General features: G+C 67.8%; 29 protein-coding genes. 14 read left to right on the top strand and 15 right to left on the bottom strand.

What is annotated here, in order from left to right; genetic code table 11:
* The first annotated feature begins 124 nt into the window (after nt 1–124).
* From ACOZ38_RS24970 to ACOZ38_RS24955, 4 genes are read left to right on the top strand one after another with little or no spacing between them, the layout of a single operon-like run.
* Entirely contained in the window at nt 125–709 is a 585-nt protein-coding gene (locus ACOZ38_RS24970; RefSeq protein ID WP_424533590.1) for a hypothetical protein, read from the top strand.
* Entirely contained in the window at nt 642–962 is a 321-nt protein-coding gene (locus ACOZ38_RS24965) for a hypothetical protein (protein ID WP_424533589.1), read from the top strand. Before ACOZ38_RS24970 ends, ACOZ38_RS24965 begins: the two co-directional genes overlap by 68 nt.
* A complete protein-coding gene (locus ACOZ38_RS24960; protein ID WP_424533588.1) occupies nt 962–1,921 on the top strand; it encodes a hypothetical protein in 960 nt (319 codons plus the stop codon). Before ACOZ38_RS24965 ends, ACOZ38_RS24960 begins: the two co-directional genes overlap by 1 nt.
* Nucleotides 1,918–2,469 carry a hypothetical protein gene (locus ACOZ38_RS24955; RefSeq protein ID WP_424533587.1) on the top strand — a complete coding sequence of 184 codons (552 nt, stop codon included), beginning with the start codon at nt 1,918–1,920 and terminating at the stop codon, nt 2,467–2,469. Before ACOZ38_RS24960 ends, ACOZ38_RS24955 begins: the two co-directional genes overlap by 4 nt.
* A 130-nt stretch (nt 2,470–2,599) precedes the next feature.
* Here the strand turns inward: ACOZ38_RS24955 and ACOZ38_RS24950 are convergent, their stop codons facing one another.
* Nucleotides 2,600–3,064, bottom strand: a complete 465-nt coding sequence (locus tag ACOZ38_RS24950; RefSeq protein WP_424533586.1) for a hypothetical protein — start codon at nt 3,062–3,064, stop codon at nt 2,600–2,602.
* A gap of 914 nt (nt 3,065–3,978) precedes the next feature.
* On the opposite strand from ACOZ38_RS24950, the gene ACOZ38_RS24945 reads away from it, so the two are divergent.
* Both ACOZ38_RS24945 and ACOZ38_RS24940 read left to right on the top strand, forming a co-directional pair.
* Nucleotides 3,979–4,542, top strand: a complete 564-nt coding sequence (locus tag ACOZ38_RS24945) for a hypothetical protein (protein WP_424533585.1) — start codon at nt 3,979–3,981, stop codon at nt 4,540–4,542.
* Nucleotides 4,543–4,832: 290 nt separating this feature from the next.
* Nucleotides 4,833–5,021: a hypothetical protein gene (locus tag ACOZ38_RS24940; RefSeq protein WP_424533584.1), complete on the top strand. Its 189-nt coding sequence runs from the start codon at nt 4,833–4,835 to the stop codon at nt 5,019–5,021.
* A 195-nt stretch (nt 5,022–5,216) separates the two neighbouring features.
* Here ACOZ38_RS24940 and ACOZ38_RS24935 read toward each other — a convergent pair whose 3' ends face one another.
* The 5 genes from ACOZ38_RS24935 to ACOZ38_RS24915 all read right to left on the bottom strand — a co-directional run bounded on the left by ACOZ38_RS24935 (nt 5,217) and on the right by ACOZ38_RS24915 (nt 8,913).
* Complete coding sequence (locus tag ACOZ38_RS24935) at nt 5,217–5,990, bottom strand: F510_1955 family glycosylhydrolase (RefSeq protein ID WP_424533583.1); 774 nt, start codon at nt 5,988–5,990, stop codon at nt 5,217–5,219.
* 92 nt (nt 5,991–6,082) lie between these two features.
* Nucleotides 6,083–7,618 carry a multicopper oxidase family protein gene (locus ACOZ38_RS24930; protein WP_424533582.1) on the bottom strand — a complete coding sequence of 512 codons (1,536 nt, stop codon included), beginning with the start codon at nt 7,616–7,618 and terminating at the stop codon, nt 6,083–6,085.
* 76 nt (nt 7,619–7,694) lie between these two features.
* A complete protein-coding gene (locus tag ACOZ38_RS24925; protein WP_424533581.1) occupies nt 7,695–8,120 on the bottom strand; it encodes a hypothetical protein in 426 nt (141 codons plus the stop codon).
* 249 nt (nt 8,121–8,369) lie between these two features.
* Nucleotides 8,370–8,615, bottom strand: a complete 246-nt coding sequence (locus ACOZ38_RS24920) for an SHOCT domain-containing protein (protein ID WP_424533580.1) — start codon at nt 8,613–8,615, stop codon at nt 8,370–8,372.
* Nucleotides 8,616–8,649: 34 nt separating this feature from the next.
* The gene (locus ACOZ38_RS24915; RefSeq protein ID WP_424537081.1) at nt 8,650–8,913 is read right to left on the bottom strand and encodes a hypothetical protein; all 264 of its coding nucleotides are present in this window, start codon (nt 8,911–8,913) and stop codon (nt 8,650–8,652) included.
* Here ACOZ38_RS24915 and ACOZ38_RS24910 point away from each other — a divergent pair.
* Together ACOZ38_RS24910 and ACOZ38_RS24905 are read left to right on the top strand one after the other, a co-directional pair.
* Nucleotides 8,815–9,069 (top strand): hypothetical protein, encoded by a 255-nt coding sequence (locus tag ACOZ38_RS24910; protein ID WP_424537215.1) that lies wholly within the window; start codon nt 8,815–8,817, stop codon nt 9,067–9,069. The two genes, ACOZ38_RS24915 and ACOZ38_RS24910, sit on opposite strands and share 99 nt — an antisense overlap.
* 353 nt (nt 9,070–9,422) lie before the next feature.
* Nucleotides 9,423–9,953: a hypothetical protein gene (locus ACOZ38_RS24905; RefSeq protein WP_424533579.1), complete on the top strand. Its 531-nt coding sequence runs from the start codon at nt 9,423–9,425 to the stop codon at nt 9,951–9,953.
* A 54-nt stretch (nt 9,954–10,007) separates the two neighbouring features.
* Here the strand turns inward: ACOZ38_RS24905 and ACOZ38_RS24900 are convergent, their stop codons facing one another.
* The 7 genes from ACOZ38_RS24900 to ACOZ38_RS24870 all read right to left on the bottom strand — a co-directional run bounded on the left by ACOZ38_RS24900 (nt 10,008) and on the right by ACOZ38_RS24870 (nt 17,463).
* Nucleotides 10,008–10,772, bottom strand: a complete 765-nt coding sequence (locus tag ACOZ38_RS24900) for a sulfite exporter TauE/SafE family protein (RefSeq protein WP_424533578.1) — start codon at nt 10,770–10,772, stop codon at nt 10,008–10,010.
* A complete protein-coding gene (locus ACOZ38_RS24895) occupies nt 10,769–11,359 on the bottom strand; it encodes a rhodanese-like domain-containing protein (protein WP_424533577.1) in 591 nt (196 codons plus the stop codon). Before ACOZ38_RS24895 ends, ACOZ38_RS24900 begins: the two co-directional genes overlap by 4 nt.
* An 81-nt stretch (nt 11,360–11,440) precedes the next feature.
* On the bottom strand, nt 11,441–12,781 hold the full coding sequence (locus tag ACOZ38_RS24890) for an MBL fold metallo-hydrolase (protein ID WP_424533576.1): 1,341 nt from the start codon (nt 12,779–12,781) through the stop codon (nt 11,441–11,443).
* Nucleotides 12,782–13,122: 341 nt separating this feature from the next.
* A complete protein-coding gene (locus tag ACOZ38_RS24885; protein WP_424533575.1) occupies nt 13,123–13,392 on the bottom strand; it encodes a metal-sensitive transcriptional regulator in 270 nt (89 codons plus the stop codon).
* Nucleotides 13,393–13,667: 275 nt separating this feature from the next.
* A complete protein-coding gene (locus tag ACOZ38_RS24880) occupies nt 13,668–14,942 on the bottom strand; it encodes an MFS transporter (RefSeq protein ID WP_424533574.1) in 1,275 nt (424 codons plus the stop codon).
* Complete coding sequence (locus tag ACOZ38_RS24875; RefSeq protein ID WP_424533573.1) at nt 14,939–16,021, bottom strand: PLP-dependent cysteine synthase family protein; 1,083 nt, start codon at nt 16,019–16,021, stop codon at nt 14,939–14,941. The genes ACOZ38_RS24880 and ACOZ38_RS24875 overlap by 4 nt, the downstream gene beginning before the upstream one ends.
* Nucleotides 16,022–17,004: 983 nt before the next feature.
* The gene (locus ACOZ38_RS24870) at nt 17,005–17,463 is read right to left on the bottom strand and encodes a MerR family transcriptional regulator (protein ID WP_424533572.1); all 459 of its coding nucleotides are present in this window, start codon (nt 17,461–17,463) and stop codon (nt 17,005–17,007) included.
* Here ACOZ38_RS24870 and ACOZ38_RS24865 point away from each other — a divergent pair.
* From ACOZ38_RS24865 to ACOZ38_RS24855, 3 genes are all read left to right on the top strand, one after another.
* Nucleotides 17,462–18,157 (top strand): methyltransferase domain-containing protein, encoded by a 696-nt coding sequence (locus ACOZ38_RS24865; RefSeq protein ID WP_424533571.1) that lies wholly within the window; start codon nt 17,462–17,464, stop codon nt 18,155–18,157. The genes ACOZ38_RS24870 and ACOZ38_RS24865 overlap by 2 nt on opposite strands.
* Before the next feature lie 182 nt (nt 18,158–18,339).
* Nucleotides 18,340–19,779, top strand: coding sequence for an MFS transporter (locus ACOZ38_RS24860; RefSeq protein ID WP_424533570.1), 1,440 nt, complete (start codon nt 18,340–18,342; stop codon nt 19,777–19,779).
* Nucleotides 19,780–19,920: 141 nt separating this feature from the next.
* Nucleotides 19,921–20,499 carry a GNAT family N-acetyltransferase gene (locus ACOZ38_RS24855; protein WP_424533569.1) on the top strand — a complete coding sequence of 193 codons (579 nt, stop codon included), beginning with the start codon at nt 19,921–19,923 and terminating at the stop codon, nt 20,497–20,499.
* 228 nt (nt 20,500–20,727) lie between these two features.
* Here the strand turns inward: ACOZ38_RS24855 and ltrA are convergent, their stop codons facing one another.
* Nucleotides 20,728–22,209, bottom strand: a complete 1,482-nt coding sequence (gene ltrA / locus ACOZ38_RS24850; RefSeq protein WP_424533568.1) for a group II intron reverse transcriptase/maturase — start codon at nt 22,207–22,209, stop codon at nt 20,728–20,730.
* Nucleotides 22,210–22,712: 503 nt separating this feature from the next.
* Nucleotides 22,713–23,276, bottom strand: a complete 564-nt coding sequence (locus ACOZ38_RS24845) for a hypothetical protein (RefSeq protein ID WP_424533567.1) — start codon at nt 23,274–23,276, stop codon at nt 22,713–22,715.
* A gap of 396 nt (nt 23,277–23,672) precedes the next feature.
* Here ACOZ38_RS24845 and ACOZ38_RS24840 point away from each other — a divergent pair, with 396 nt between their 5' ends.
* From ACOZ38_RS24840 to ACOZ38_RS24830, 3 genes are read left to right on the top strand one after another with little or no spacing between them, the layout of a single operon-like run.
* Nucleotides 23,673–24,884 carry a tyrosine-type recombinase/integrase gene (locus tag ACOZ38_RS24840; protein ID WP_424533566.1) on the top strand — a complete coding sequence of 404 codons (1,212 nt, stop codon included), beginning with the start codon at nt 23,673–23,675 and terminating at the stop codon, nt 24,882–24,884.
* Nucleotides 24,857–25,813 carry a tyrosine-type recombinase/integrase gene (locus tag ACOZ38_RS24835; RefSeq protein WP_424533565.1) on the top strand — a complete coding sequence of 319 codons (957 nt, stop codon included), beginning with the start codon at nt 24,857–24,859 and terminating at the stop codon, nt 25,811–25,813. Before ACOZ38_RS24840 ends, ACOZ38_RS24835 begins: the two co-directional genes overlap by 28 nt.
* On the top strand, nt 25,810–26,799 hold the full coding sequence (locus tag ACOZ38_RS24830; RefSeq protein ID WP_424533564.1) for a tyrosine-type recombinase/integrase: 990 nt from the start codon (nt 25,810–25,812) through the stop codon (nt 26,797–26,799). The genes ACOZ38_RS24835 and ACOZ38_RS24830 overlap by 4 nt, the downstream gene beginning before the upstream one ends.
* The last annotated feature ends 126 nt before the right edge of the window (nt 26,800–26,925 follow it).

Here is a 26,925-nt window from a genome sequence, read left to right as displayed (position 1 = left end):
GACTGGCCGCTCAGTGCCGTGGCATCTGGCGGCTTCCGCGCCATGGGCATTCGGCACACAGAATCGTACGCGTCTGATTACACTGCGTGCTCATCAAATGGCCCGGCTCCGGTGAGGGGTTCGCATGAGGTTCACAGAGCACGACGTCCACGAATGCCGCCGCCTGATGATCGGCTGCCGTGCCAACCAGCTGGCGGTCGGCGACATCCTGGCGGCCGGGTGGGCCGAGGGCGCCGATGCCCTCGGGGAGTTTTGCGAGCAGGTCGGCTTGTCGGTGAGCACCGCCAGGGAGTGGCGGGCGACAGCGGCGGCGGTCTCACCGGCGCTGCGGGAGCGGCTGAATAACTCGGGGGTGATCGTCTCCTACTCCCTCTTGCGCGAGGGAGCGCGCCTGCGGGGCGGCCAGGCCCTCGATCCGGGCTACGTCAAGCTGCTGCGCCTGATCGACGATGCGAAAGCGGCAGGGATCGACCGGGTCAACCACGCCACCTACCAGACGGTCTTGGGCACCGCGCCGCCGCTGGCCGCGGTCACGGACCCGGTGTCGCGGGAGACGGCCGGCATCATCGACTTCGTCACCGAGGTGAACAACAGCCCCCAACCGCGACGACCTCGTCCGATTGCTGCTCGCCGACGACGCCGTGAATCGCGCCGAGTTGGCCGCCGCCTTCGACAAGCAGCGCGCCGAGCGCGCCGAGCGCCGTGCTGAGGCGCAGCCGACGAGCAAGGCAGACCCCAGCGCCGCGCTGGCCGCCGACCTGATCGCGCTGGCCAAGTACTCCGCACGGGTCACCAAGCGCTTCCGGGGCCGGGTGCCGCTGGACATGGCACAGCAGGCCGACGTCGCTGTCGCATTGGACGATCTGGACGTCTTCCTCAAGTGGGCACGACAGGTCAGTGCCATCCCCGCGGTCAGCGTCCCAGCGCCTCGTCGTGCTCCGCGCGAGACAGTGTCCGCGTGATGGACCATGACCCGCCCGAGCAGGCCGTCGACGACGGCGAGGAAGCCCTGGATTCGGACATCGCCGAGTTCGTCAAGGTGGATCGCAAGGGCCCATGGGTGCTGGCCTATCTGGTCGCCAAGCGGGTCGCGCCCGGCGAAGGCGACGGCGTCGGATTCGAACAGGAGTCCACAAAGTGTTTCGACCGAAACACTTTCCGGCGCGTCAGCGCCCGGGAGTTTGCCCGCCGAGCCGGCACCAGCGCCAAGCGGGTCATGGCCTTCTTCGACGCCTGGAACCGGCTGGCCGCCGAAGGCGTCGTCCCTCCCGCCGCCGACCTGAACCCGGACACCGACATTGAGCTCCCCGACAGCGAGCAATACCCCTTCTACGGCAAGAACGGCTACTACCGCAGCTGGGAGGCCACCAACCTCGCGCCCAAGCGGCGCGAGGCGATCGAAGAAGAGGCGGAGAAGTCCGGCACCCGCCCCTCAGCTGTCGCCTACATCCTCAATCACCCGAAGGCCATCAAAACCGCTCTCCTGGCTGACGAATCGACCCGAACGGCGGCACGACAGGCCCTTGAGGAGTTCGACGCCCGCCAGGCCGCCGCCGATGCCGCCGACCGCGCCAAGGCCGCCGAGGTCACCAGCCACCGGCAGCGCGAATACGACGACGCCATGCGCGCCGAACTGGGGGCCTTCGCCCAGCAGGCCCGGGAGGCTCATGACGGAACCCAGGCCGATGCGTCCATGGACGTCTTCAACGCCATGGCCGAGATCCGCATGGCCGCTTCGCGGGCACTGTCACTGCTGCACAAGCAGCAGATCACCTTCACCGCCGATCGCGCCGAGGCCATCGCCGAGCTCTGCGACGGCGCCGAGGCGGCCATCACCGCCGTCCGGGACCTGGCCGCCGGCTCAGCCCTGGACGACGCCGCGCTGGCGGCGTTCCTGGACGAGAACGGCACGCTGCTGTGAGCCCGCGGCGCGACGCGCTGGGCTGGACACAGGCCGAGACCGACGTCGCGGACGTGATGATCTGGCTACGCAGCAACCACGGGCGCGAGGTCAGCTACGCCGACATCGCCGCCGGCGTCGGCATCAAAAACTGTCACCGGCTGCGGCGGGCCGTCCGATTCGCCCGCGTGATCGCGGCCAACCGGGGCGACCGCCTGGAAAGGTTCATGCCATCGACCGAACCTGCCCGGCGCCGGGTCTGGGTCACCCGCTACATGCGCCACGGACACGGCGACGAGTTCAGCGCCCGCGACGCGATGTCGGCCGCACGAGCGGCGATGACGTCGGTGAAGGACATGCACCGCGCCACCACCTTCGAGGCCGGCAACCCTCACTCGATCGCGCGCAAGGAGTTCGCCACGATGGCCCAAGCCGCCGACGAGTGCATCACAAGGGTCGCCGGCATCGACAAGGTCGGCCCACAGGCGGTCCGGCAGGAGAACAACAGCTTGCTGACCCAGATGATCGCCGACCTGGAGGCCCGGCTCACCGAGCCGGCAGCTGGCTGATTAGAACCGCCTTCGCGCCATGGCAGCCGCCGCCCGGAGCGTCCAGCGGGGTCTTTCACGCGGCTCATGGACCTCTCGAAGGCCCCACTGACACGACGGTCGCGGGCAGCCTACTTGCCTGGGCTCGCAGTCAAACGGTCTCACCCAACTGTTCGGCCAGCCGCTCCAGTCCACCCTTGATGAGCTGCCCATACTCGTCGTCGCCAAGTGCGCCGATCCCGGCCCGCGCCTGCTGGAGGTGCTCACGGGCGCGGCCGAGATCGCCCAGCTTGCGATAGCACTCACTCAAGTTCAGATGCAACGACGGATACAAGCCGGCCACCGAAAGCGGCACGCCCGCTTCGGCCACCCGCTCATCAGTGATCAGGCCGACGGCGGCAAGCGCTCGCAGATCCCACATCAGCTCCTGGTGCACGTCGTCTTGCACATCGGCCATCGAGTGGGCAAGGACGCAAACATGCAGCGGGTCGCCTTGCTCGCCGCCGATGTCGTCCCAGATCTGCGCGAACAACTCGCGAGCGGCTTCACGCTGACCTTGGTGGTGATGCAACTCCACCCCCTGGCCGATCCGGGCCATCGTCGGGTCGGCGGTCATTAGCAGCTCCTTCACCGTCGCAGGCGATCGCGGTCAGCCTACTTGCCTTACGTGGCTTAACGACCTTCAACCGGCTGACCAGCAGGTTCGCTTGACAACCCCAGATAACCATCGCCCACCCCGAGCTCGCCGCTCCACAGGAGAACTGATCGCCCCCACCGAGATCACCGCAGGCTGGCGCCACTCAGCCGGCAACGACCCACCCACCTACGGCTACAGCGCCACCCTCACCGTCGCCGCCCGCACCCGCTCGGTTCCCAGCCCCTCCCGCAACTGGCGCTCGGCCTGGTCCTCGACACCCCACACAAACGCATCGGCGCCAACGCCATCACCACCCCTGAAACCCCTGGCCCAACTCGGATTCCCCACAGCCTTCGCCGTCGTCGACCGCGCGACTAGCAACCCGCCCATTTCGCCCAACCCGCACGCGAACTCGGCTACCGACCCGCACTCGACTACAACTGGATCAACGGGGAGTGCCGGGCAGCGCCCACGGGACGCCATTCGAAGTCCTTGACGAGTACACAGAACGTCAGCAGGCTGCGTAACATTCAACCGCAAATTCCGCTGTCCGGAATGATCTAGGCCCCTCAGCCATTACTACCGGGACCCCGGAGTCAAAGCCCGAAACCGCCGCACGGCATGCCCGCCTGTGGCGCCAGATCCACGAGAGTCTGCGTCTCGCCGCCGGCGACGCCTCACTGAGGGCTGTGGGGACCCCGCCCTTCACTTCGGCTCGCCGCCCACCGCGAGGGATCCTGTCCCCGGTGCGCGCTTCGCAGGCTCAGCAAATCCTCAACGTAGCCTCAACACTTCCCGGCCTAGCTTGCTCTTATCGCAAGGCCCCCGGGCGCAGGTGTTCCGCCTCCCGTCCACGGGTGTCACATCGACCGCCAGCAGAGGGGAAGTCAGCAATGACGATCACCAGCAAGATGAAGGTCATGACCGCCCGCAGGATGGGAAGTTCGGCGTTGATGGCCGGCCTCGCCGTGGGAATCGCGATGATCGGCGTCGGGACCGCGACCGCGAGCTCGAACGCGGCCGTCGCCGAGGCCCCGGCTGCTCACTCCAGCGGCACGCTGGGGCCGTCGGGCTACGGAGGTGTGAAGCTGGGAATGAGCGCCAAGCAGGCCAAGGCGACCGGGAAGATCGTCCACAAGTTTGACGACGGGGGCTGTGCGGGCTGGGACCTGAAGGCGCACCCGAGCGGCCGCGACGCTGTGGGCCTCTACATCTCCAAGAAGCGGGGCGTGGCGTTGATCGCCGCGCCCAAGGGTGTCAAGACCCCTCAGGGCATCAGGATCGGCTCCACCAGGAAGCAGTTGGAGAAGGCCTACCCAAAGCTGGAGAGAGCCGCCAGCGGGTACCCCATCACCACCGTCCCCGGTAACCGGAAGGCCTACTACTACTTCACGCTGTCCCACGGCAAGATCTACGTGCTGGGCCTGGCCCTCAAAAACCAGGACTGCACCAACTAGTGTCCTGCGCCTGAAATCCGTCGGCAATATCGGGCGAGGGCGCGACCGTACCGGTGCGGCCGGGAACGCACTGTTCAAATTGACCGGCGCCCCCTTGTCCTCCGGACCCCTCGTCACCACTTCACCTCTCCCCTCCAGGAGCAAAGCCCCGGCCCGGAGGTCTACGGCGAATCCGTCGCGCTGCTTAGTACGGGCACCCGTATGGCTACCCATGCCAACGATCACCCCTAGAGGGATCGCAGAGATCACTCCTCACGGCAGAGGCCCGGCGGGCTGGAGTGGGGCAGGCGATGCCCGCGCCGACAGCTGTGGTTGCCGGCAAGGCGGAGATCCCCGAGGAGCAGCGGCAGGAGTGGCATGCCGCCTGCGTCGAGAGCGCCCGCCTGGCCGAGGAAATTCACCGGCACTCGTGGTGGGACGGCGTAGACGACCGGCATTCGGCAGACATGCAGTTGTTGAAGCTCGCCAAAGCGGAATGAGATGACGGTCAGACACGAGCCGAAAACCGTACAGTCCCACAGCTAGTTCATCAGGAGGGTCCATGCCAGAGGTTCCCCTCGGCCCCTGACCTCCAGCACACATTTGACCGGCTGGGGGGCGAGCTCGCCTCGGCCCCCCACGTCTCACACGCGGTCCAGTTCCTTGCGCTGGCCCGTAAGCAGAGCCGTGATGGATCAGCCCTTCGCGGACTGGTAAACGGGAGTGAAGGTTTTTCCGCCGTCACGTGACTGGTAGACCGCCCCATCGTCTGTCGCGGCCAGCAGTCGCCGGGAGTCGAGTGCCGTGAACGCGCTGACCGAGTCGGGCACATTGCCAAGGGCCTGCCAGGTCCGGCCGGCGTTCCGGCTGGTGCGCACCTCACCGCTGGCGACGACACCGATGAGCTGCCCGGCCCCGGGCGATTCCAGGAAGACAAGAGGCGGGCTGGGAGGGGCAGCCTGGAAGGTGTTGCCAGCATTGTTGCTGACCAGGAGGTTGTCGGGTGTGGTGGCATATACCCGGTCCGGCTGCGCCGGGTCGGCGGCCAGGTCGATGACCTGAAGCTGAGCGCCTGGGGTCCAGGTCCGGCCCGTGTCGGTGCTGCGGTAGACACGACTGGTCTGACTGTCGTACCCGTACAGGCTGGTCCCAGCGAGCTGAAGTGCGTGGAAATCGGCCTGTCCCGCCAACGACACTGGCGTCCAACTGACCCCCGCATCGGCGGAGCGGATCAGCCCCAGGTGGGGTGAGCCGCCGGGCGGGATGTCCGCAGCCGATGGGTGCCCGCTGGCCAAGAAGGTTCCAGGACCTGCGACTGTGAACCCCATGTAGTCCTGCACGCGATCTGCCACCCGGAGGGCACGATTCTTACTGCGGATCTGAAAAAGACCATTGTGAGCGGCGATGTAGACCGCACCGTCGGACGGGTCCATGCCAAGCCCGTGGACGTGCCCGATGCCGGGATCCACGGACTCGGCCTCTTTACGGGAGGAACATCCGGCTAGCAGCAACAGCGCCGTAGCGGCGGCGGCCGCACGGAGAAGAGGACTTCGGGACATGGTCAGCTCTCCTGGTAGCCGAGCGTGGTCATCATTCCGGCCTCGGCGTGATAGATGTTGTGACAATGGATCATCCACAGGCCCGGATTGTCGGCGTCGAAGTCGGCCTCCACGGTCTGATTCGGCAGCACGATGGCGGTGTCCTTGCGGACCCCGCTTCCCGCCAGCGCGAAGGTGTGGCCGTGCAGGTGCAGCGGATGCCACATCATGCTCCGGTTGACGAACGACAACCGGACGCGCTCGCCGGAACGGACCGGGTAGACCGTTTCGGGATCGTACTTCTTGCCGTTGATGGCCCAGTTGTAGGCCATCATGCCGCCGGTCAGCTCAAGCTTGATCGTCCGGTCCGGATTCTTATCCGGTAGCCGTACTGTCTGCGCGGGGCGGAGCCTGTCGTAACCGACGATCGCCCCATCGAGTTCGGCCGGGCGTGCCTGCGCCTGCGGGGCACGCCCCGAGGGGCTGGTGCGGATCAGCGCGCGGGCCGCCGCGTTCTTGCCCTCGGCGAGTGCCACCAGCGGGAAGACGCCGTCCTTCAGAGTCACCAGGACGTCGTAGCGCTCCCCCATACCGATCAGCAGCGCGTCTGTCTCAGCGTGCTCGACGGGGAACCCGTCGGTGTGCGTGACCGTCATGCGATGACCGCCGAGGGCGACCCGGAAGGCGGTGTCAGCGCCGGCGTTGAGGATCCTGATCCGCAGCCGGGTTCCCGGCTTGGCGCGGAAGGTCTCGGGTGCCGCGGGCGTACGGCCGTTGATCAGGAAGTGCGGGTAGGCCACATCGCCCGCGTCGCCGCCGAGCAGGCGGCTGGTAGCGCCCATCAGCATGTGGGAACCGCCGGTGGAGCCGGACGCGGTGGGGGCCGGGGTGCCCATGTCCATCGAGCCATGATCCATGCCACCCATGCCGCCCATGCCCTTGCTCACCTCGGCGAACACCTCATCGGGGGTGCCGGTGACGCCGTCCAGCCAGTCGTCCAGGACCACGATCCATTCCTGGTCGTAGGACAGCGGCTCGCGTGGGTCTTCGACGATCAGCGGCGCGTACAGGCCGCGGTCGAGTTGAGGGCCGGAGTGTGGGTGGAACCAGTACGTACCGGGGTGGGCGGCGGTGAACTCGTAGGTGAACTCCTTACCCGCTTGGATGGGTTGTTGGGTGACGCCGGGAACGCCGTCGGCGTCGTTGCGCAGCGCCAGCCCGTGCCAGTGGACGCTCGTGTCGACGGGGAGCCGGTTGACGACGCGGGCGCGGACCACCTCACCGGCCTTGACCCGAAGCGGCGTGCCGGGCAGGCGTCCGTCGTAGGTCCAGGTGTCCACCGCGGGTCCGCCCAGATCCACCATGGCGCGCTTGGCGGTCAGGACGAAGTCACGGATGGCGCCGGGGCGGCGGCCGGCTTCGGCGGCGCGCACCTGCGCACCGGTGGGCGTGATGAAAGCAGGTTTGCTCACTGCCTCGGCGCCACATGCGGTGAGGGCGGCGCCTGTCCCGAGCAGCAGACCTCCGCGCAGGAAGGATCGACGATCAAAGGAACGCATGCGAAAGACTCCTCATGAGGATGTGCGAACAGGTCAAAGCGCATGGCAGGGCCGGTCCGGCCCTGCCGCGAACCTGTCAGGTCAGCAGCACAACCACACGAGTGAGAGTTATCGAGAACGGCCGCGGCGGATCCTTCGCGGTGGGAGAGAGAGCTGAGACACGGCTGCGGCATTCCGCTGAAGAGACGAGGTAGCGGAAGACCATGCGCAGCCCCACCACTGCGCCGAACGCCACCAGGGTCGCGATACAGGCGGACGCCGGGTCCAACGGCACCCTCGAACCGCCCACGCCACCCGTGGAGTGATCAGCCATCCCGAGAACTGACGGGAGCATGTCGTGCCCGCTCGAATGCGCCGAAGCCGACACCACCGCCGGCATCGACATCTCGGTGGAGCCGTCGTGCTCGTGACCCAGCGTGTGCATCAACGCGACCCCGAGGACGACGAAGGCGAGTAGCAGGGCCCGCGCAAGCGCTCGCGCCTCCCACCTGCCCGCCATCATCACTCCGCTCCCTCCGGTCCGGTCACTATATTTCACCTGCAATGGTGGCCATGTTCTTGATCCGGAGATCAATTGGCCGACCGAATCGACGGATTCAAGCCCCGCGGATGACCCAGCACTCGCGATCGCCGTGCGTCGATCCACCATTCCCCGCGGCGGTTGGCACCCGTCACTAGGCCTCGGCCGCGACGCGCGGAGCCGGCCCTACAGGACACGGCTCCAGGCAAGGTCTATCGCAGGACCTCCAGGTCAGCTCGCCCGGCCTGGCATGTGAGTGTCGTGGAGAGTGCTCAGGCGGGTGCGATACTCCTCGGCATCGATCTCGCCCCGAGCGTAACGCTGAGCCAGCACTTCGTCTGCGGACGGTACAGCGGATCCGCCGGGGCCTTGCGCCGTGCGGGTGAGGTAGCGGACCAGCAGCACTATTCCGGTGATCACCAGACCCCAGAAGACGACCATGCTCAGGGTCATGAGCGCGTATCCCCAGCCGTTCATTCCGGATCCATTCCAGTACATCATCAAGATCGCCTCACTTGGGCCGGCCCGAACGTATAGGGCATATGCCCCCACTGTCACGCCACCTGCGGTGATCCCAAAGAGGCCAAGGTCCTGCGGCGCCTGGGCTTTCGACCTCGGCTGGACCTCTTGCAGGCTGGGAGCGCGGGACTTCGGAACCCTTCCGATCGCCGCGAACATGACAGGCGCGCGCGGCGGCGCCGACTTGCAGCTCGACGATCACACCACGGCCACCGGCAGGCAGATCCGCCAGGCGGCGCTGATGGTAGCCGTGCACCCGCGAAGCCGGCTCCCCGCATACCGGGCACGGGACCGCATCCGCGCGAGTCCGCGCCCGGATGCGAATGACCTGCTGATCGACCACCACCTGCTCAACCACCACTGCAGCCAACTGCGGGAGCAGGGCCTTCACGAGGGCAGAGTCACACCGTGATCATCTTGGCGGATGGAGCACACCGTCACCACCGGATTCGTGCCAGAGCCGTTAACTGGACACACCCCTGTCCTAGGCACAACCCATATGTAACGCCTGACGAGAAGGGGCAGGAAGGGACAAAAGCCCTGTCGTGCCAGGGCTCCGGTCCATCCTGCAGGAACCGGCGGGCGTCACTCATGGCTCCCAAGTTCGGAGAAACGCCGTCTTCGGGCGATAGGGGGGCTGAAGATCCTGCGAGCCGGGGACCTATGTCACTGCTCGGCGGCCCCCACAGGACGTTGGCTGAGAGGAGAACCGGAGAATTAGTGCATCGGGGGAGACGATGTCCTGGAAATGGTGGCATTTCACCCATGGATCTTGCGGGGTCGTCGATGCGCGCGGCGTTTAGACACGAGACCAGGCCGGTCGACTACGTGTGGGCGATCACCCGGATCTGCCTGGGATGGATCTTCCTGTGGGCCTTTCTCGACAAGACCTTCGGCTGGGGGTTCGCCACTCCGGCCGGCCGCGCCTGGATCAGGGGCGGCAGCCCGACCACCGGCTATCTCAAGCGCGTCTCGGGCAACGCGCTCGGCGGCCTCTTCGGCGCTCTGGCGGGGAGGACCTGGGTGGACTGGCTCTTCATGATCGGCTTGCTCGGCATCGGCGTCGCGCTCATGCTGGGTGTCGCCATCCGGATCGCCGCCGCGGCCGGCGCCTTGATGCTGGTGCTCATGTGGGCCGCGGAGCTGCCGCTGGTCAACAACCCGCTCCTGGACGACCACCTCGTCTACGCCATAGTCCTGGCCGGCCTCACGCTGGCCGGCGTCGGCGACACCCTCGGCCTCGGCAGGTGGTGGGGCGGCAGGAGGCCGGTGCGCGACTACCCGGCGCTGAAATGAACGAGGACCGGCAGCCGGGCGGGCCACCGGTCCTCGTCGGAGAGGCTCTCCTTTTCACATGAGCGCGGGGATCTGCTGGGCGAGGACGAACACCCCCATGGCCAGGACGAACCAGCCGAAGGCCCGGCGCAGCCGGTCGGGGTTGATGTGACCGGCCAGCCGTCCGCCGATCAGCCCGCCGATGACGGCGGCCACGGTCATGATGGCCGCCAGGCGCCAGTCGATGGTGACGGAGTGCAGGTAGCCGGCCAGCCCGGCCAGTGACTTCATCGCGATGACCAGTAGGGAGGTGCCGACGGCGGCGGCCATCGGCATGCCGCCGAGCAGTACCAGGGCGGGCACGACCAGGAAGCCGCCGCCGGCCCCGACGAGTCCGGTGACGATCCCGACGATGACGCCTTCGATGAGAATTTTGCCGATCGGGAGGTCGGCATGCGTCGTGGCGGTCATGCGTCGGCGGCCCTTGATCATGGCGGCGGCGGTGACCACCATCATGACGGCGAACCCGCCGATCAGGAGGGCTTCGGGCAGGAGCGGGCCGATCAGGCCTCCGGTGTAGGCACCGGCCATGCCCGCGGCGCCGAACAGCAGTCCGGTGCGCCAGAGGACCCGGCCGGCGCGGGCGTGGGAGATGAGGCTGCCGGCGCTGGTGGCCGCGACCACCAGCAGCGACATCGCGATGGCGGTCTTGCCGGGCACGCCGGCGATGTACATCAGCATGGGCACCATGAGGATGGAGCCGCCGCCGCCGAACAGGCCGAGGGCGATGCCGACCACGACGGCGGCGAGCACCGTCGCGATGAGGGTCGTGTTGATCATGTCGCGGTCTCACTGCCGCGCAGCCGGGTGATGGCGGCGTCGATGTCGAAGCGGGGTCCGCGGTTGTAGGGCAGCTTGGCCAGGGCCATGCCCATCGCGCAGGTGTTGGTCACGGCGGCGAATGTCAGACCGGCTCCGATGAACCCGGCGATGAGCCGGGCTGGGGCCCACCAGATGCCGACCAGGACCGAGACGGTCACGATGCTTCCGGCCACCAGCCGCACTTGCCGCTCCAGTCCCCAGCGGGCCTGGCCGCCGGTGGTGGAGGTGGTGGGGGCGCCGGCGGCGGTCCAGGCGTTCATCCCGCCGTCCAGCACCACCACGTCGGCCAGGCCTTCGCGGGTCAGAGCGGTGTGCGCCTGGGTGGCGCGGCCACCGGACTGGCAGATCAGCAGCATCGTGCCGCCGGCGTCGCTGACGATGCGGCGCAGGTGCCTGTCCACCTGGTCCAGGGGAAGGTTGATGGCGCCGGGGATGTGGGCGGAGGCGAACTCGCCGGGCGTGCGGACGTCGACGACGAGTACGTCGGGGTTGGCCGAGATCAAAGCGCGGGCACTGGGCACGTCGACGTTGGTCTTGACGGTCATGAAGGGGAAGGTTCCTGTTCTTCAGCGCAGGGTGGATGGGTCGAAAGCGGCTAAGGGGGAAGGCCGATACCCGCGGGGTGATCAGGCGGCGGCCTGGTGCCCGATCAGGTCGGCGACGCTGGCGCCGTTCAACGCGGTCGGCTGGTAGCCGGCGGCCAGCAGCAGGGACGCGGCGATGGCGGCCCGGCGGCCGGCGCCGCAGGCGACCAGGACCGGGCGGGATGCGTCCAGCTCGACGGGGATGCCTTCGGTGATCAGGTCGGGCACGAAACGGTGGATTCCCTCGGGCAGCGCGGCGGCGGCGTGCTCGCTGGGCATCCGCACGTCCAGCAGCTGGGCGCCGGGTTGGGCCAAGCGGGCGGCGAAGGTGTCCAGGTCCAGCAGCTCGAAGGTCTGGACGGCGGCCGGTCCGAGGTCGGTGATGACGCCGCGCACGGTGTCGATGCCGATCTGGGCGAGCTGGGTGAGGGCCTCGGCGACGTCCTGGCTTGGATCGGCGACCAGCACCAAGGGGGTCTGGTAGGGCACCAGCCAGCCGGCCCAGCTGCCGAAGTTGATGTCAAGCTCGATCCCGATCGACCCCGGGAGCAGGCCGGTGGCCTGCCGGGCGCGTGGGCGGATGTCCACCACGTGGGTGCTCTCGGGCTGGTCGGCCAGATCCTGGACGGTCAGGGCGGGCACCGTCAGGGACGGCATCGGCGGCACGCCCAGGGTGTTGGCCGGACCCATGTACTGGTAGAACGCCGGGATCGGCATCGGCGCGGCGAGCAGCTCGTCGGCGAACTTCTCGGCGTCGCCGATGGCCAGCAGCGGGTTCTCCGCGGCTTCGGTGGCGATGGTGGAGGTGTAGCGGCCGGCGCCGCTGGAGCTGCAGAACGATCCCTCGCCGTGGGTGGGCAGCAGCTCCACCCCGCCGGGCAGGCCGGCCAGCCGGTGCAGCGAGATGTACTGCAGCTTGGCGAGTGTGCGGGCCCGCGGCATGCCCAGCAGGTCGGGACGGCCGGCGGAGGACACCAGCAGGCTGCCGCCGGAGAACACCGCGATCGGCTCGCCGTCGATGAGGACCAGGTAGCTGGTGTGCTCGGGCGTGTGGCCGGGGGTGTGGATAGGGCGGATGCTCAGCCCTCGCTCGCCGGAGATGTCCTCCATGTGGAACGCCGGGATATGGGGGTAGGCCGCGGCGGCGGCTGCGGGCAGCACCAGCTGCGCGCCGGTGGCCAGCGCGGCCTGCTCGCCGCCGGAGACATAGTCGTTGTGCAGGTGGGTCTCCAGCACGAACCGCAGTTCCACGTCGAGCTCGGCGGCCTTGGTCAGGAAGCGGTCGATGTCACGCTGGGGGTCGACCAGGACGCCGTGGCCCTGGTGGGTGAGCAGGTAGCTCTGATCCCCCAAGCCGGGGGTACGAAAAGAGACGATCTCCATCAGTGATCCTTTCGGGCTATACCCTACCCCGTAGGGTATGCACCAGGCCAATGTGTGCCCTGGTCTGATGCGGTGTTCACGGAACTTCAGCCGGCTACGTGCCGGGTGGCACCGAATTCGGTGGCACCCGGCGGTTCCGGTGCCGGGATGCGGGGAGCCACGTCATCCCGGGTGTGCGGGCGGATCCCGATCGCGTCCGCGCGTCGTGCTCTCGGGCGATCAGGGCAGGTGGTGCGACGCGCTAGAGATGTTCGGTACGCCCTAGGCGCACGCGGAGCCGATTGGCGCTGACGACGTGAGTGTGAGTCGCCGAGGCGGGACTCCGGTCCTGGCCGGGTAGTTCAGGCGAGCGCCAGAAACAGCTTCTCCAACTCCTCCACGCTCATCGGCGCCTCCTCCCCGCGCGCCCGCGCGTCCTGGCAGTGGCGCAATCCGCTGGCCACGATCTTGAAGCCGGCCCGATCGAGCGCCTTGGACACGGCCGCAAGCTGGGTGAGCACCTTGGTGCAGTCTTCGCCGGCCTCGATCATCGCGATCACACTGCCCAACTGCCCGTACGCCCGGCGCAGCCGGAGCGTCGCGTCACCGACCATCGACTCGTTCATCTCCATGCCGCTCACCATACCCGGGGGGGTACCCAGAGGCAAAAGGTCGCATCCCGCCCCATCCCCCTGCTCGCCAAGGCCCGGCGAATCCATCACCACACGCGAAACCTCGCTGGGGTGATACGCGTGAACCCCGCAAGATGATCGAATTGTCCATTGATGCCGAACCACGGATGGCGGCTCAATGCAGCAGCCACGCAGCGTGCAGCGACTGCCACAGGCCGCGCACCTGGGTAATGCGGCTCGCGGGTGGCGGCCCTCAGCTCGCCACCCGCGCGGCCTCATGCCTTGACCGGCTCCAGCCCGGACGGGTTCATCCTGCCTGTGCGGCCGAGGGCCCGTAGGGCTGTCGCGCATGCCATTCCCAGCACCACCAAGCCCCACCAGGGCAGGCTCCGTACTCCCAGCTCCCGGCCCGCGTCGAGCGCGGCGCCGGTGAGTACGTTGCCCGCCGCTATCCCGACACCGGACACGGTGTTGTAGAACCCGTAGTAGGTGCCGACCATGCGATCGCCGCCGATGGTCGCGATGATCGTCATCTCGAACGGGTAGACGATCATTGTTGCGATGCTCAGCATGCCCGCCGTCATCAACACGGGCGTGAGGACGAGGGCATAAGCGGGCGGCGAGGTACCGGCAGAAGGCGTCCACGGCAGCGAGCTAAAGATCGCGAGGGGGAGGAAAGACATCCCCATGAGCGTCAGCCCGCGCACGATGGCCTGCTGAGCGCTCCACCGTGACTTCACCCATCCGGTGAGGCGGACCTGGCCGAACATCGCCAGCGCGCCTGACAGCACGAACAGCAGCGTGACCCCGAGCTCGCCGGAGGTAACGCGCCGGATCTCGATAGGCAGCCCCAGATAGATCTGGAAGTTGAGCACGTAGGATCCGATCATCGCCAGGGAGAAGAGCAGGAAGCCCCGGTTGCCCATCACCTGTCGCCAGTCGCCGAACATCGTGCCTCCGGCCTCGGCCCTGGTGCCCTCACGGGCCGGGAGGGCGCGGGCCTGTGCCACGGCGAGGATCGCGAAGAGGGCTGCGGCAACCAGGCAGATGACACGGAATGCCATGCCGTGCAGCAGCAAGCCGATCAGCGGCCCGATCAGGATGCCCATCTGGTAGAAGACGTTGAAGACCGCAAAAGCGTCCACCTTGCGGTCACCGGCCTCCTGGGCCAGATACGCGCGTGCCGCCGGGTTGAACAGCGCTCCCGCAAGTCCGGTGAGCGCGGAGGCCACGATGAGGGCGGGTACGGAGTCGACCAGCCCCAGCATCGCGAACCCGACGGTCCTGAGCACCAGGCCGGCCAGGATCATCGGCTTGTAGCCAATCCGGTCGGCCAGGCTGCCGCCGACAAGGAACATGCCCTGCTGGCTGAGGTTGCGGACGCCGAGGATAAGGCCGACCAACCAGACGGCCAGCCCGAGATCCTTCGACAGGTGGTTGGCGAGGTAGGGCATCAGCATGTAGAAGCCGATGTTGATGGTGAGCTGGTTGACCAGGAGCAGTTGGATGGGTCGATTGAAGGAGCGGACCTGGGCGACTGTCGTCTTCATCCCTGTCCTCGCGGGGTCGGGTCCACTACATTTGCGCACCGTGTCCAGCGCAGCACCTCGACTTCGGCCGGATGCGCGACCTCGTCAGGTTCGGGCTCTGGCTTGGCGTCGAGCAGGCCGCGGTCGGCGCAGTAGGTGTCGTTGAAGACGGTGTCGAAGTAGCGCTCGGGGCCGTCGGGGAAGATCGCAGCGATGCGAGTGCGGGCCGGCTCTGTCCTGGCCACCCAGGAGGCGGCGAGCGCGACGGCGCCCACACTCCACCCTCCGGTGGCGTAGCGCGCCTTGGCCAGGAGGCGGCTGGCCCATATGGCCTCGCCAGGGGCCACCCAATGCACCTCGCTGAAGGCGCCGTAGTCGACGTTGCGCGGATAGATGCTGCTGCCGAGCCCGCGCATGAGGCGGCTTCGTGCGGGCTGCCCGAAGATCGTGGAGCCGACGGTGTCGACCCCGACTAGGCGCACACCCGGGCAGAGGCGGCGAAGCTCGCGGAAGACGCCGGCGCTGTGACCGCCTGTGCCCACGCTGCATACCAGTACGTCGACCCGGCCGAGCTGGGAGGCAAGCTCCATGGCCAGGCCTTTGTAGGCGGCCACGTTGTCGGGGTTGTTGTATTGGTCGGGACAGTATGCGCCTGGATGACCATCCAGTAGTTCGCGGACCCGGCTGCGGCGTGCCGCCTGCCAGCCACCAGTGGGATGGGGCGAGTCGACGATGTCGATGCGAGCGCCGTAGGCCCGCAAGAGCCGGTCCATCAGTGGTTCCATGCCCGGATCGCTGACGAGGATCACCGGGTGGCGGTGCACCACCCCGGCGAGGGCCAGTCCCAGCCCCAACGTCCCACTGGTCGATTCGATTATGGGCCGTCTCGGTGCGAGCTCTCCCCGCAGGCGAGCCTGCTCGATCATGTACAGGGCCGGACGGTCCTTGATCCCTCCAGGGTTGTAGCCTTCCAGCTTCGCCCAGAAGCCGCGTTCCCCTCCGGACCAGATCTCCGGCACCCACAGCACCGGCGTGTTCCCGATCAGGTCGTGGGGTGACGGCCAACCCGTGGCACGCGTCATGGCACGAGTGATTTCCATTTGGCATTCCTCAACGTCGCATGCGAAAGGGTGCGTGCGAAGGCGCAGCCGTACGACGAGGCGCTGACAGCGTCGATCAGCGAGAAAGGGCACGGCGTACGCCTGCCCTTCTACACTCGTGATTCGCAGAGCAGGTTGAGGAGACTCGTCCCTGACCGGGACAAGGGAATCGCAAGTCGGCGGTGCAGCGCACCCCAGCCAGAGAGAGGACCCAACGAAGCGGGCGCTGTCGTGAGCAGAAGGCCGCTTGCGAGAAGAGGGACCAGGGACACGGAGCTGTGGGGGCCGTTGCCGCCCTGCAGGGTGGGAAAGTCACATGCGCTATGAGGCTCTGAATGCCCCGGCTCGTGGGCGGGATGACTATGGGCGGTCAGTGCAACGCCTGATTCCTGGCCCTGGAAAAGATCCGCGTGCGTGTGGGGGGCCGTCGCGCAGAGCATGACATGGACTGCGATCACTAGCGCGAGCGCGCCGAACCACGCCCCGTGAACCCCGGGGCGCAGGACACCGGACAGCCGGAGAGGCGCGCTCACAGGGGGATACGCTACATGACAGAACGTAGATAACTAATAAACGATAAGTAACTAGTCTTTGGGGCGCCGCTGGTCAGAGCCAAGCGGTTCGAGCAGGTCGGCGTCGACTTACCCCAATCCATGCTTGGCTCTACCGGCAGACATCGCGCCGACGTCCCGTGGACAAGGCCGCCAAGGGACCAGGGTGGTCGGAGGCGTGGGCCTGCCGCATTGCGAACTTGGCCAGCCGAGGGTTCTTCGAAGACCTCTCTATGTGCTGGCCTCCATGGGTGAGGGCTGGGCGTGCTCGGCGGGGCCGTGTCCGGTCAGGCGCGAAGCAGGTTGAACGCCAGCAGGGTGGCCGCCGTGGCGGTCGGCGCCGACAGCTCTGGAGCGGTGTCCACCGCGGCCGGAAATCCATGGAGCCGCTACGCCCCCCGGTGACCACGAATAGTGATACCCCTCGGGCGATCAGGAAGGAACACAGATCACTCGATCATCGGCCCCTGCCAGTTCCGCCCCCGCGAGGTGGGCCCGGTAGTTCGGGCAGGTCGTGATGTCCTCGTGCGAGCAGTTCATTCCGGCTTCGAGGAGATCGAGTGCTGAGCGCAGCGCCGCCATCCTGGCCTGCAGCGCGCGGTGGTTGCGGTGCAGCAGGTCCTTGCGGGCGGCTGGGTCGCGCGCGGCGAGAAACGTCCGGATGTCCGGGAGCGGCAGGCCGGCCTGCTTCGCGATCACGATCGACGCCACCCGGAACAGGTCGTCGCGGGTGTAGCGGCGGCGGTCGCCGGCGACGCGGGCGGGGGCGAGCAGGCCCACCGATTCCCAGTGCCGCAGTACGTGTGTCGGTAGGCCGAAGTGGTCGGCTATCTGGCCGATGGTCATCGGATTTGACTTCATGTCGACATTAAGTCGGATCATGGCGGGCATGTCCAATCTGCTTGCTGTCCTCGACGCCGTCGACGCGCAGCCTGTGTCCGTTGAGCTGCGCACACGTTCCTACGAGTTGCTCGGTGACCTCATCGGCCAAACCGTGGTCGATGTCGGCTGCGGCGGTGGCCGCGCGGTCGCCGAGCTGGCCGAGCGCGGGGCGCGCGCGGTCGGCGTCGACCACGACCCCGAGATGATCGCCGTGGCCCGGGAGCGCTGGCCGGCCGGCGAGTTCCACGTCGGCGATGCCTGCGAGCTGCCGTTGGAGTCCGGGTCGGTTGCCGGCTACCGCGCGGACAAGGTGTTGCACACGCTGTCTGACCCGGTGCGAGCCGTGGCCGAGGCCCGCCGGGTTCTCGCGCCGGGCGGCCGGGCCGTGCTGCTCGGCCAGGACTGGGACACGGTCGTCATCGACTCGGACGAGCCGGAGGCCACCCGTCGGCTGGTCCACGCGAAGGCGGACTCGCTCCCGTCGCCGCGCATCGCCCGCAGGTACCGCAACCTGCTGCTCGACGCCGGGTTCACCGACCCGGTCGTCGAGGTGCGTACCAGTGTGTTCACCGATGACACCGCGCTCGCCCTGCTGCACCGGATCACCGGCGAGGAGAGCTGGCTTGCCGAGCAGGCCGAGCGCGCCCGCATGAACCGGATCTTCGTCGCGGTGCCGATGTTTCTCGTCGCCGCGCAGGGATAGCGATCTGCCGCCTCCGCCGCGGATGCGGGCGCGAAGCCCGCATCCGCTTGCCCACCACCCACTCGAGCTTCTCAACAACAGAGGACCGCGCTTACCGGCGCAGTGCTGCGCGCGGTACGACGTGCAGCCGGCCGACCGCCATGACGACGTTATGAACCGAGCAACGGAAAAGGAGCCCGGCGATGCGCCAACCTCAAGATCAGGTGCGTGACACGGACAAGCCGCAGGAGTCCGCGGACCCTCGCCGCTGGAGGGCGCTCGCGGTGATATGCACGGCGCAGCTCATGCTGATGCTGGACCTCACCGTGATCAACGTCGCCCTGCCCGACCTCGGCGCCGACCTGGGTCTGAGCCGTGGGGCTTTCACCTGGGTGGTCAGCGTCTACGTGCTGTTCCTCGGCGGGCTGCTGCTGCTCGGCGGCCGGCTCGCCGACGTCTTCGGCGCGCGTTCCATGATCCTGACCGGTCTGGTGGTCTTCATCCTCTCCTCGCTGGCCAGTGGCTTGGCGCAAGACCAGAACCTGCTGATCGGTGGCCGCCTCTGTCAGGGCATCGGGGCCGCGCTGCTGTCCCCGGCCGCGCTGCGGGCCCTCACCGGCATCTTCCACGGCACCGAACGAAACAAGGCGCTGGGCGTGTGGTCCTCCCTCGGGGGCATCGGCTTCGCCGTCGGCGTGTTCGTAGGTGGACTCCTTACCAGCGGCCCTGGCTGGCGCTGGGCCTTCTTCATCAACATCCCGATCGGCGTCATCACTCTGGTCGCCATCCGGGCCCTGGTGCCAGAGCGCCGGATGGAGGGCGCCAACCGGCGCATCGACGTGCTGGGCGCGGTGACCATCACCGCCGCCACCGGCTCGCTCATCTACGGCATGACCAACGCCGGTGACCACGGCTGGGCAGATTCCGGCACGCTGGTGCCCACCGCGGCCGCCGTCGTCTTGTACGTGGTGTTCACGGTCGTCGAACGCAAGGTGCAGAATCCCCTGGTGCGCCCGGACATGCTGGTGCGCCGTCCGGTCGCGACCGGCGCATTTCTCATGCTCATCGCGGCCGGCGTGACCGTCGCGGACCTGTTCGTCACTTCGCAGTATCTGCAGCACCTTCGCGGCTACAGCGCGCTGGAGACCGGCCTGTTCTTCCTGCCCACGGCCCTGGCCACCATGGTCGGCGCCATCGCGGGCGGCCGCCTGGTCGGCACCATCGGCACCCGCCCCGTCGCCGTCGCCGGCCTGGCCCTGGTCGCCATCGGCAACGGACTGCTCATCGGCCTGTCGGCAAACGCCAACATCTACGCCCAAGCCCTTCCCGGCGCCGTTCTGTTCGCGCTGGGCGGCGCCCCGGTGTTCGTCGCCGCGACCACCGCTGCCCTCGGCCGAGTCACCCAGGACGAGGCCGGGTTGGTATCGGGTATGGTCTACACCTTCAATCCCACCGGTTCGGCCATCTTCGTCGCGGTGGGCTCCACCGTTGCCGCTTCGGGTCTCACCAGCACACCCTCGATCGAGGGGTTCACCGACGTCTACACACTGTTCACCGTCGTCGCCGCCGTGGCCGCGGCGATCTCGCTCGTCCTTGCACCCTCCGGAAAGCCACAGCTGACCGGCGTCCCGGACGCCCGCTGACACGGCCGCGGCGACCTGCCGCTGCCCCTCAATGTCACCGGGCACGAGGGCTCCACCGTCATCGTCGGACTCAACGGCCTGCGCCTGCTGCGCGATGCCGCCTGGCAATGCGCCACCACTCCCGAAAGCTGACCTCCGCCCATGACCACCACCTCCAAGGGCGGCGCCATTTCGCCCGCCCCCATCCAGCTCACCGGCTTGGCTCTCATCCTGCGCGAATGGGACGAGGCGGACGTGCCCGCGATGGTCGAACTGTTCGACGACCCCGCCGTCGACCGCTGGACGCCGCTGCGCGCCCCCTTCGACCAGGCGGCCGCCCGTGCCTACCTGGACCTGGCCCGCCAGCGCCGCGCTCAAGGCTGCAGGCTTCAACTCGCCATCACCACCGACGGCCGCCAACCCCTCGGCGAGATCCTGCTGTTCCCCACCGGCGCTCCCGGCGAGGTGGAGCTGGCTTACGCCGTCGGCGCCGCGCACCGCGGCCAGGGCCTGGCCAGCCGCGCCGTCCAGCTGATCACCGCCTACGCCTACGCCAGCCTGGCCACCGCCCACGTGATCTTGCGCATCTCTGCCGGCAACACCGCCAGCGCCGCGGTCGCCCACGCCGCCGGCTTCCACCTCACCCCAGCACCACCGATCAGCCGCGCGGGCGCCCTCGACCCCTTGCACACCTGGCTCCATCTCCGCAGCGAGCAGCCCATCACTGAGAAATCCAGATGAAGAATCGACAGATCCTCATCGCCGACGTCCAGGGTCTTGGCATCACCGATCGGCGGGAAGGGCAGGTTCAGGTGGTCGTGGCTCCCGCAGCAACGCTCGTTTGGGGCTCAGTTGGGTCGGGCCAGGGCGCGGTGCTGGTCTTGCGATCAGTCCGTTTCCCTGACCCGCCCGCCGAACCCGGCGTGCATGTCTCCATGCACCGGGCTCTCCGCGTGTCTTGCCCGGGGGTCAACCGCCTGCAGCGGCGGTTGCCGGTAGTGGTGTCCACGGCGTCGGAATCTTGGTTCCGCGATAGCGGTAGCGGGTCACTTTGACGCCGGATGCGCCGGTGAACTCGACGCCGTTGCAGGCGAGTTTCCAGGTGCCGGGTAGGCAGAACCGGCGGCGTAGCTGTTGCCAGCTGATCCGGGAGTGTTTGCGGAAGATCCAGCCGACGCTGCGATGCCACGCGTGGTTATCGATCGCGCCGAAGATCGCCTTGGACACTCCGTGCCGGAAATAGTTCGCCCATCCGCGCAGCATCCGGTTCAAGCTGATCAGCAGCTCGTCCGGGCGCATGTCCTGGTAGGCCCTGCGTGTCCGGTCTTTCACCTTGTCCTTGATCGCTTGGATCGCTCTCTTGGACGGTCTGGTGTAGACGTAGTACTTCTGCGTTCCTCGTTTGCGCTGCCTTCTGATGTGGAAGCCGAGGAAGTCGAAGCCCTCATCGATATGGACGACGCGGGTCTTGCCCGGCGACAGCCGCAGCCCCAAAGGAGCGAGCAGGTCCGTCACCTCCTGGCGCAGGGCCTCGGCATGGTGACGTTCGCCCGATACGACCACAACGAAGTCGTCGGCGTATCGGATGAGCCGCCAGTTGCCCAAGCCATTCCTTCTGCGCCGGGCCCGCCGCTTGTCGGTCCGCATCTCCTGGTGCCATTGCCGGTCGAAGTGCTCGTCCAGCGCCGATAAGGCGATGTTGGCCAGCAGCGGGGACAATATGCCGCCCTGGGGTGTTCCAGCCGGTGTCGCTTCCCAATCTCCGATGGTCGTCATGACCCCGGATTTCAGGAACGCCTTCACCAGCGCATTCACACGCTTGTCAGAGATCCTTGCCCGCAGCCGGGCCATCAACGCCGTGTGATCGATCTCATCGAAACAGGCGTGGATGTCGGCCTCCAGGATCCAGTGGTACTTGTTGGAGCCCGAGGACAGATGGTGGATCTCGGCGACGGCGTCGTGAGCTCGCCGGTTGGGGCGAAACCCATACGAGGACGGCAGAAAGTCGGCCTCGAAGATGGGCTCCAGCACCGTCTTGAGGCTGGCCTGGACCACTCGGTCGGCGATGGTGGGGATACCCAGCTTGCGCAGCTTGCCGCCCGCTTTGGGAATCATCACCTGCCGCACCTCGGCAGGCTCGTACTCGCCCGACTTCAGCGAGGTGCGAATCTGCGCCAGGAACGCCTCGACCCCGATCCGGGTCTCGACCTGGAAGGTTGTTACCCGGTCAACTCCCGGAGTTCGCCCTCCGGCGTTGGAGGACACGCGTTCCCACGCGTGCATCAGGAACGCCGAGTCATAGACGAGGTTGAACAGGTCACCGAACCGGCGGTCAGGGTCATCGACCACCCACCGGTGCAACTTGATCTGCATCCTCCGTACCGCCAGATAAGCCGAATCAGCATCCGGCCACCTCGCGGCGCCGGTATTCACCGGCGCGTCTTCGGACATTGCACTCTTCTCCTTGACTGACACGCTGCCGTCCTTCCCCGCGTGCCGGGCTTTCCCGGGCTCCGAGTACTACGACGGCTCCGCCCCGCTCGCGCCTTCGGCGGGCATCACGCCTATCTCCGGCCGCCTGCGTGGAAGGCAGGCAGCGGGAGAGCGAACCCGAGCAGTTCCCATGTTCACTGCTGTCCGATCGACGGGTTAGGCACCCGGCTCTACCCCTGCGGCCTCGCCACGGTTACGCCGTAGTCCTTCACCGTGGCCTCCCAGCCCAGACTGCCAATACCCGACCGGGAGTTCCCCGCCCGTGATGAGAGGCGGGTGCGCACCGCTGTCCAGCCCATATCCACCGAGTTGGAGCTGGCAAGAATTCAAGAGGCGTAAGACACCGGTTCCTCGCGTATACCTTCCCGTCTTGCTCACCGGGCCCGGCCCATCCGGTAGTGCTGCCACGCCCAGCCCGCGCAGCAGGGAGGCGAGCCAGCACCCGCGGAACATAGCTACCCTCACCCGGCCGGCCGGATCGCCAGCCAGCCCTGCTCATCGAAGGCAGGGGTGCCGATCTCGGCTGACTTGGGGGCGGGCATCTGGTCGGGAGGAGTCTGCACCGCGACCCAGTCCCCGCCGCGCACCTCAGGCCGCCACTGCATGTGCACGGTGATGACGGCGGGAGCGGTCAGCAGCGGCGCACCGTCGCCGGGCACCATATCCAACTTGAGGTTGAGGCTGGCGTAGACGTTGTCGGCGTCGCGGGTCTGCCACTGCACCCCGATCGGCTGAACCGCCACCGTCGCCTCGGGCGGGACTTGGCCGCTTTCAGGCAGCCCCATCTTCTGCCGGAACCACACCGCCCCCTGAGCGGCATCGCGGCGGACGGTCTGCTGGTTTTCGGCGGCGACATAAACGTCGACGACGCGCTGAGCAGCGGCCGGGTCGATGGTGTAGAGGTACTGGTACATCGCCGCCGCGGTGGCTACCGCGCCGATGGCGGTGTGCGGGAACTTCACCGGGTGCAAGCCCTTGAGGTAATCCCCGGGCTTGGGCAGGGAAGTGGTGCGATGCGCGGCCACCGGTCCGCCCGTCGACGGTGCCTCCACCGACGACTGCGGGGAAGGGGAACCGGCGCCGAGGTAGCCGGGGGCGCGGCGGGGTCGGGGAGCGCAGAGTTCGCCGGTACCGGGACCGCCCGGGAATCGCCCTGGCGTGTCAGCAGAACGGCGACCAGCACCACCAGTATCGCGATGACCGCAACCGCGATCGTCAGCGCCCGGCGCTGCCGCCGCTGAGCCAGTTCATCCACGCTCGGGGTGCTCCCCGTCGCCCTGGATCGCGACTTATGAGGACCTCGTCGTTATGGGGAACTGGCCGGGATGGCCCTGTCGCTTTAGGTGTTCCTCTGATCACATATCGGCATAATCGGGGGTTGGCCTGCGTTATCTCTTCGATTCTTGACTGGAGGGATGGGCATGGTGGATCTGTCGGGTGTTGCTGTTTCGGGGCCGTTGGCCCCGTATGCCGAGGGTTTCGCGGTCGAGTTGGCGAGTGGGGGATATGCGGCCAGTACGGTGCTGCATCACTACCGGCTGCTGGGGCATGCGAGTCGTTGGCTGGAGGCCCGGCGGCTGGAGGCCTGTGCGCTGAGCGTGGAGGTGGCGGAGCGGTTCCTTGCGGAACGTCATGCCGTCGGTCATCTGGCCGCGTTGAGGATCGGCTCGTTGGAGCCGCTTCTGGGGTATCTGCGGTCGTTGGGGGTGGCCGGGGTATCGCCGGTGGTTCGGCCCGCTGGCGCGGTCGACGTCGTGCTCGCGCGTTTCGCCGACTATCTGGCTGGTGAGCGGGGGCTGGCGACGTCCACGGTCGAGATCAGGGTGCAGCTGGTCCGGCGATTCCTGACGGGGCTCGCCAAGGGTGGTGAGCTGGACTTGTGGTCCTTGACCGCTGAGGAGGTGGCCGCGTTCGTCGTGGGTGAGTCGCGGGAGCGGCCCGCGTCGCTGCCGCCGACGGTGACCGCGTTGCGGTCTTTGCTGCGGTTTCTGCATATCGACGGCGCGATCGCCGCCGGGCTCGCTGACGCGGTGCCGACGGCCAGCGGGCGGAGGCTGGCCGGTCTGCCCAAGGCGCTGACCGGGGACCAGGTCGCTGCCATGCTGGCGACCTGCGACAGGGCGTCCGCGGTCGGAGTCCGCAACGCGGCCATCTTGACGGTGTTGTCTCGTCTGGCCCTGCGGGCCGGTGAGGTCGCCGCTCTCCGGTTGGAGGGTGTCGACTGGCGGCGCGGAGAGATCAGTATCATCGGCAAAGGCAGCAGGCACGAGCGGTTGCCGCTCCCCGACGACGTCGGCAGTGCGATCGTCTCCTACTTGCAGGACGGCAGGCCCGAGACGGATCAGCGGGCGCTGTTCCTTTGCGCCAGAGGGCCGTTCCGGCCGATGAGCCCGGACACCGTCAGCAACGTCGCGGCGCTCGCCGCCCGCAAGGCGGGGCTGGGGATCATCCGCGCGCACCGGCTGCGGCACACCGCCGCGACCGCGATGCTGGAGGCGGGCGGGTCGCTCGCCGAGATCGGGCAGGTCCTCCGCCACCAGCACGCGGCGACGACCGCCATCTACGCGAAGGTCGACATCACGGGGTTGCGCAAGGTCGCCCGGTCGTGGCCCGGATCGGAGGCCGCCGCGTGACCGCCCTGCGCGAAGCCCTCGCCGACTATCTCGCCGTCCGCCGCGCCCTTGGTTACAAACTGGAGCGGGCGGAGAAGCTCATCGGCCAGTTCCTGGACTACCTGGACGAGCGGGACACCGACACCGTCACCATCGAACACGCCCTCGGCTGGGCGACCGAGCCGTCCAGCGCTGACCCTTGGTGGTGGGCACTGAGGCTGAACGCGGTCCGCCCCTTCGCCACCTACCTGCACACGCGAGACGCACGCAACGAGGTCCCGCCGAAGGGCCTGATCGCATACCAGCAGCCACGAGCGACACCATATTTGTATTCGCAAACCGAGATCGGTGCCCTGATGGAGGCAGCCGCTCACCGGCCCCACCCCATGAGCGCAGCCACCTACCCCGCCCTGATCGGAACCCTTGCCGTCACCGGGATGCGGATCGGTGAAGCGCTCGCCCTGGAAGTCCAGGACCTCGACTCCGACCAGGCCATCTTGACGGTCCGGGACGGCAAGTTCGGCAAGTCCCGGCTCCTGCCCCTGCACCCCACCGGCCTCCACGCGCTGCTGGACTACCAGCGGACCCGAGACCGGCTCCTGCCGGTCAGAGCCTGCGACAGGCTGTTCGTCTCCTCGGTCGGCACCCCGCTGGACTACTCCTGGGTCCGTCGCGCGTTCCGGGCGATCACCCAGGACGCCGGCATCGCGGTCCGCTCCGCGTCCTGCCGACCCAGAATCCACGATCTTCGGCATTCCTTCGCGGTCGCGACGCTGCTGGACGCCTACCGGCGTGGCGACGACGTCCAGGCGCTCCTGCCTCGCCTCTCCACCTATATGGGACACACCAACCCGAAGAACACCTACTGGTATCTGTCGGCGGCTCCAGAACTCCTCGCCCTGGCCGGTGAACGCCTGGAACACCATCTGACGATCGGAGACGCCGCATGAGCACCCTCGCTCCGGCCCTGCAAGCGTTCTTCACCGACCGGCTGATCCGGCAACGCCACGCCAGCGACCACACCATCGCCGCCTACCGCGACACCTTCAAACTCCTGCTGGCCTTCGCCGAACCCAGAACCGGCCACGCGCCCTCCGAACTACGCATCGCCGATCTGGACGCGCCCGTGATCGGCGCGTTCCTCGACCACCTGGAAACCGAACGAGGCAATGGCGCCCGCACCCGCAACGCCCGCCTCGCCGCCATCCACTCCCTGTTCCGCTACGCCGCCCTCCGGCACCCCGAAGACTCCGCCGTCATCCAGCGCGTCCTGGCTATCCCCACCAAACGGTTCGACCGCGCCATCGTCACCTACCTCACTGACCCCGAGATCGACGCCCTGCTCGCAGCCCCCGACCAGACCACGTGGACCGGACGCCGCGATCACGCACTGCTCGCCCTCGCGATCCAAACCGGCCTGCGCGCCACCGAACTCACCACTCTGACCAACAGCGACGTCCACCTCGGCACCGGAGCGCACGTCAGCTGCACCGGCAAAGGCCGGAAACAGCGCGTCACCCCCCTCACCAACGCCACCGCCACCACGCTGAAAAGCTGGATGAACGAACGCGAAGGGCCCCCCACCGACCCGTTGTTCCCCACCCGGACCGGCACACCCATGAGCCGCGACGCCTTCGAACGGCGAGTCGCCAAACACGCCGCAACCGCCGCCTTCTCCTGCCCCGCCCTCGCCGAAAAGAAGATCTCCCCGCACACACTCCGCCACACCGCAGCCATGCGACTGCTACACGCCGGAGTCGACACCACCGTCATCGCCCTCTGGCTCGGCCACGAAAGCGTCGCCACCACCCAGATCTATGTTCACGCAGACCTCGCCCTCAAAGAACGCGCACTCGCCCGCACCACCCCAACCGGCACCACGCCCGGCCGCTACCAACCCACCGACACCATCATCGCCTTCCTCAACAGCCTGTGATTACGCGGCTCTTGTGACGCTTCTGTGGGTCTGGGCGCCTGAAAAGGCTCTTCACAGTTGGGGTGTGATGAAGGTCAGCGCGGCGTTGGCCCGGGATGGGAGACTTCGACCACCCCGACTAACCTC

The organism is Sphaerisporangium viridialbum (assembly GCF_049674955.1).
Taxonomy (GTDB): Bacteria; Actinomycetota; Actinomycetes; order Streptosporangiales; family Streptosporangiaceae; genus Sphaerisporangium; species Sphaerisporangium viridialbum.
This window is presented reverse-complemented; position numbering and strand designations above follow the sequence as displayed.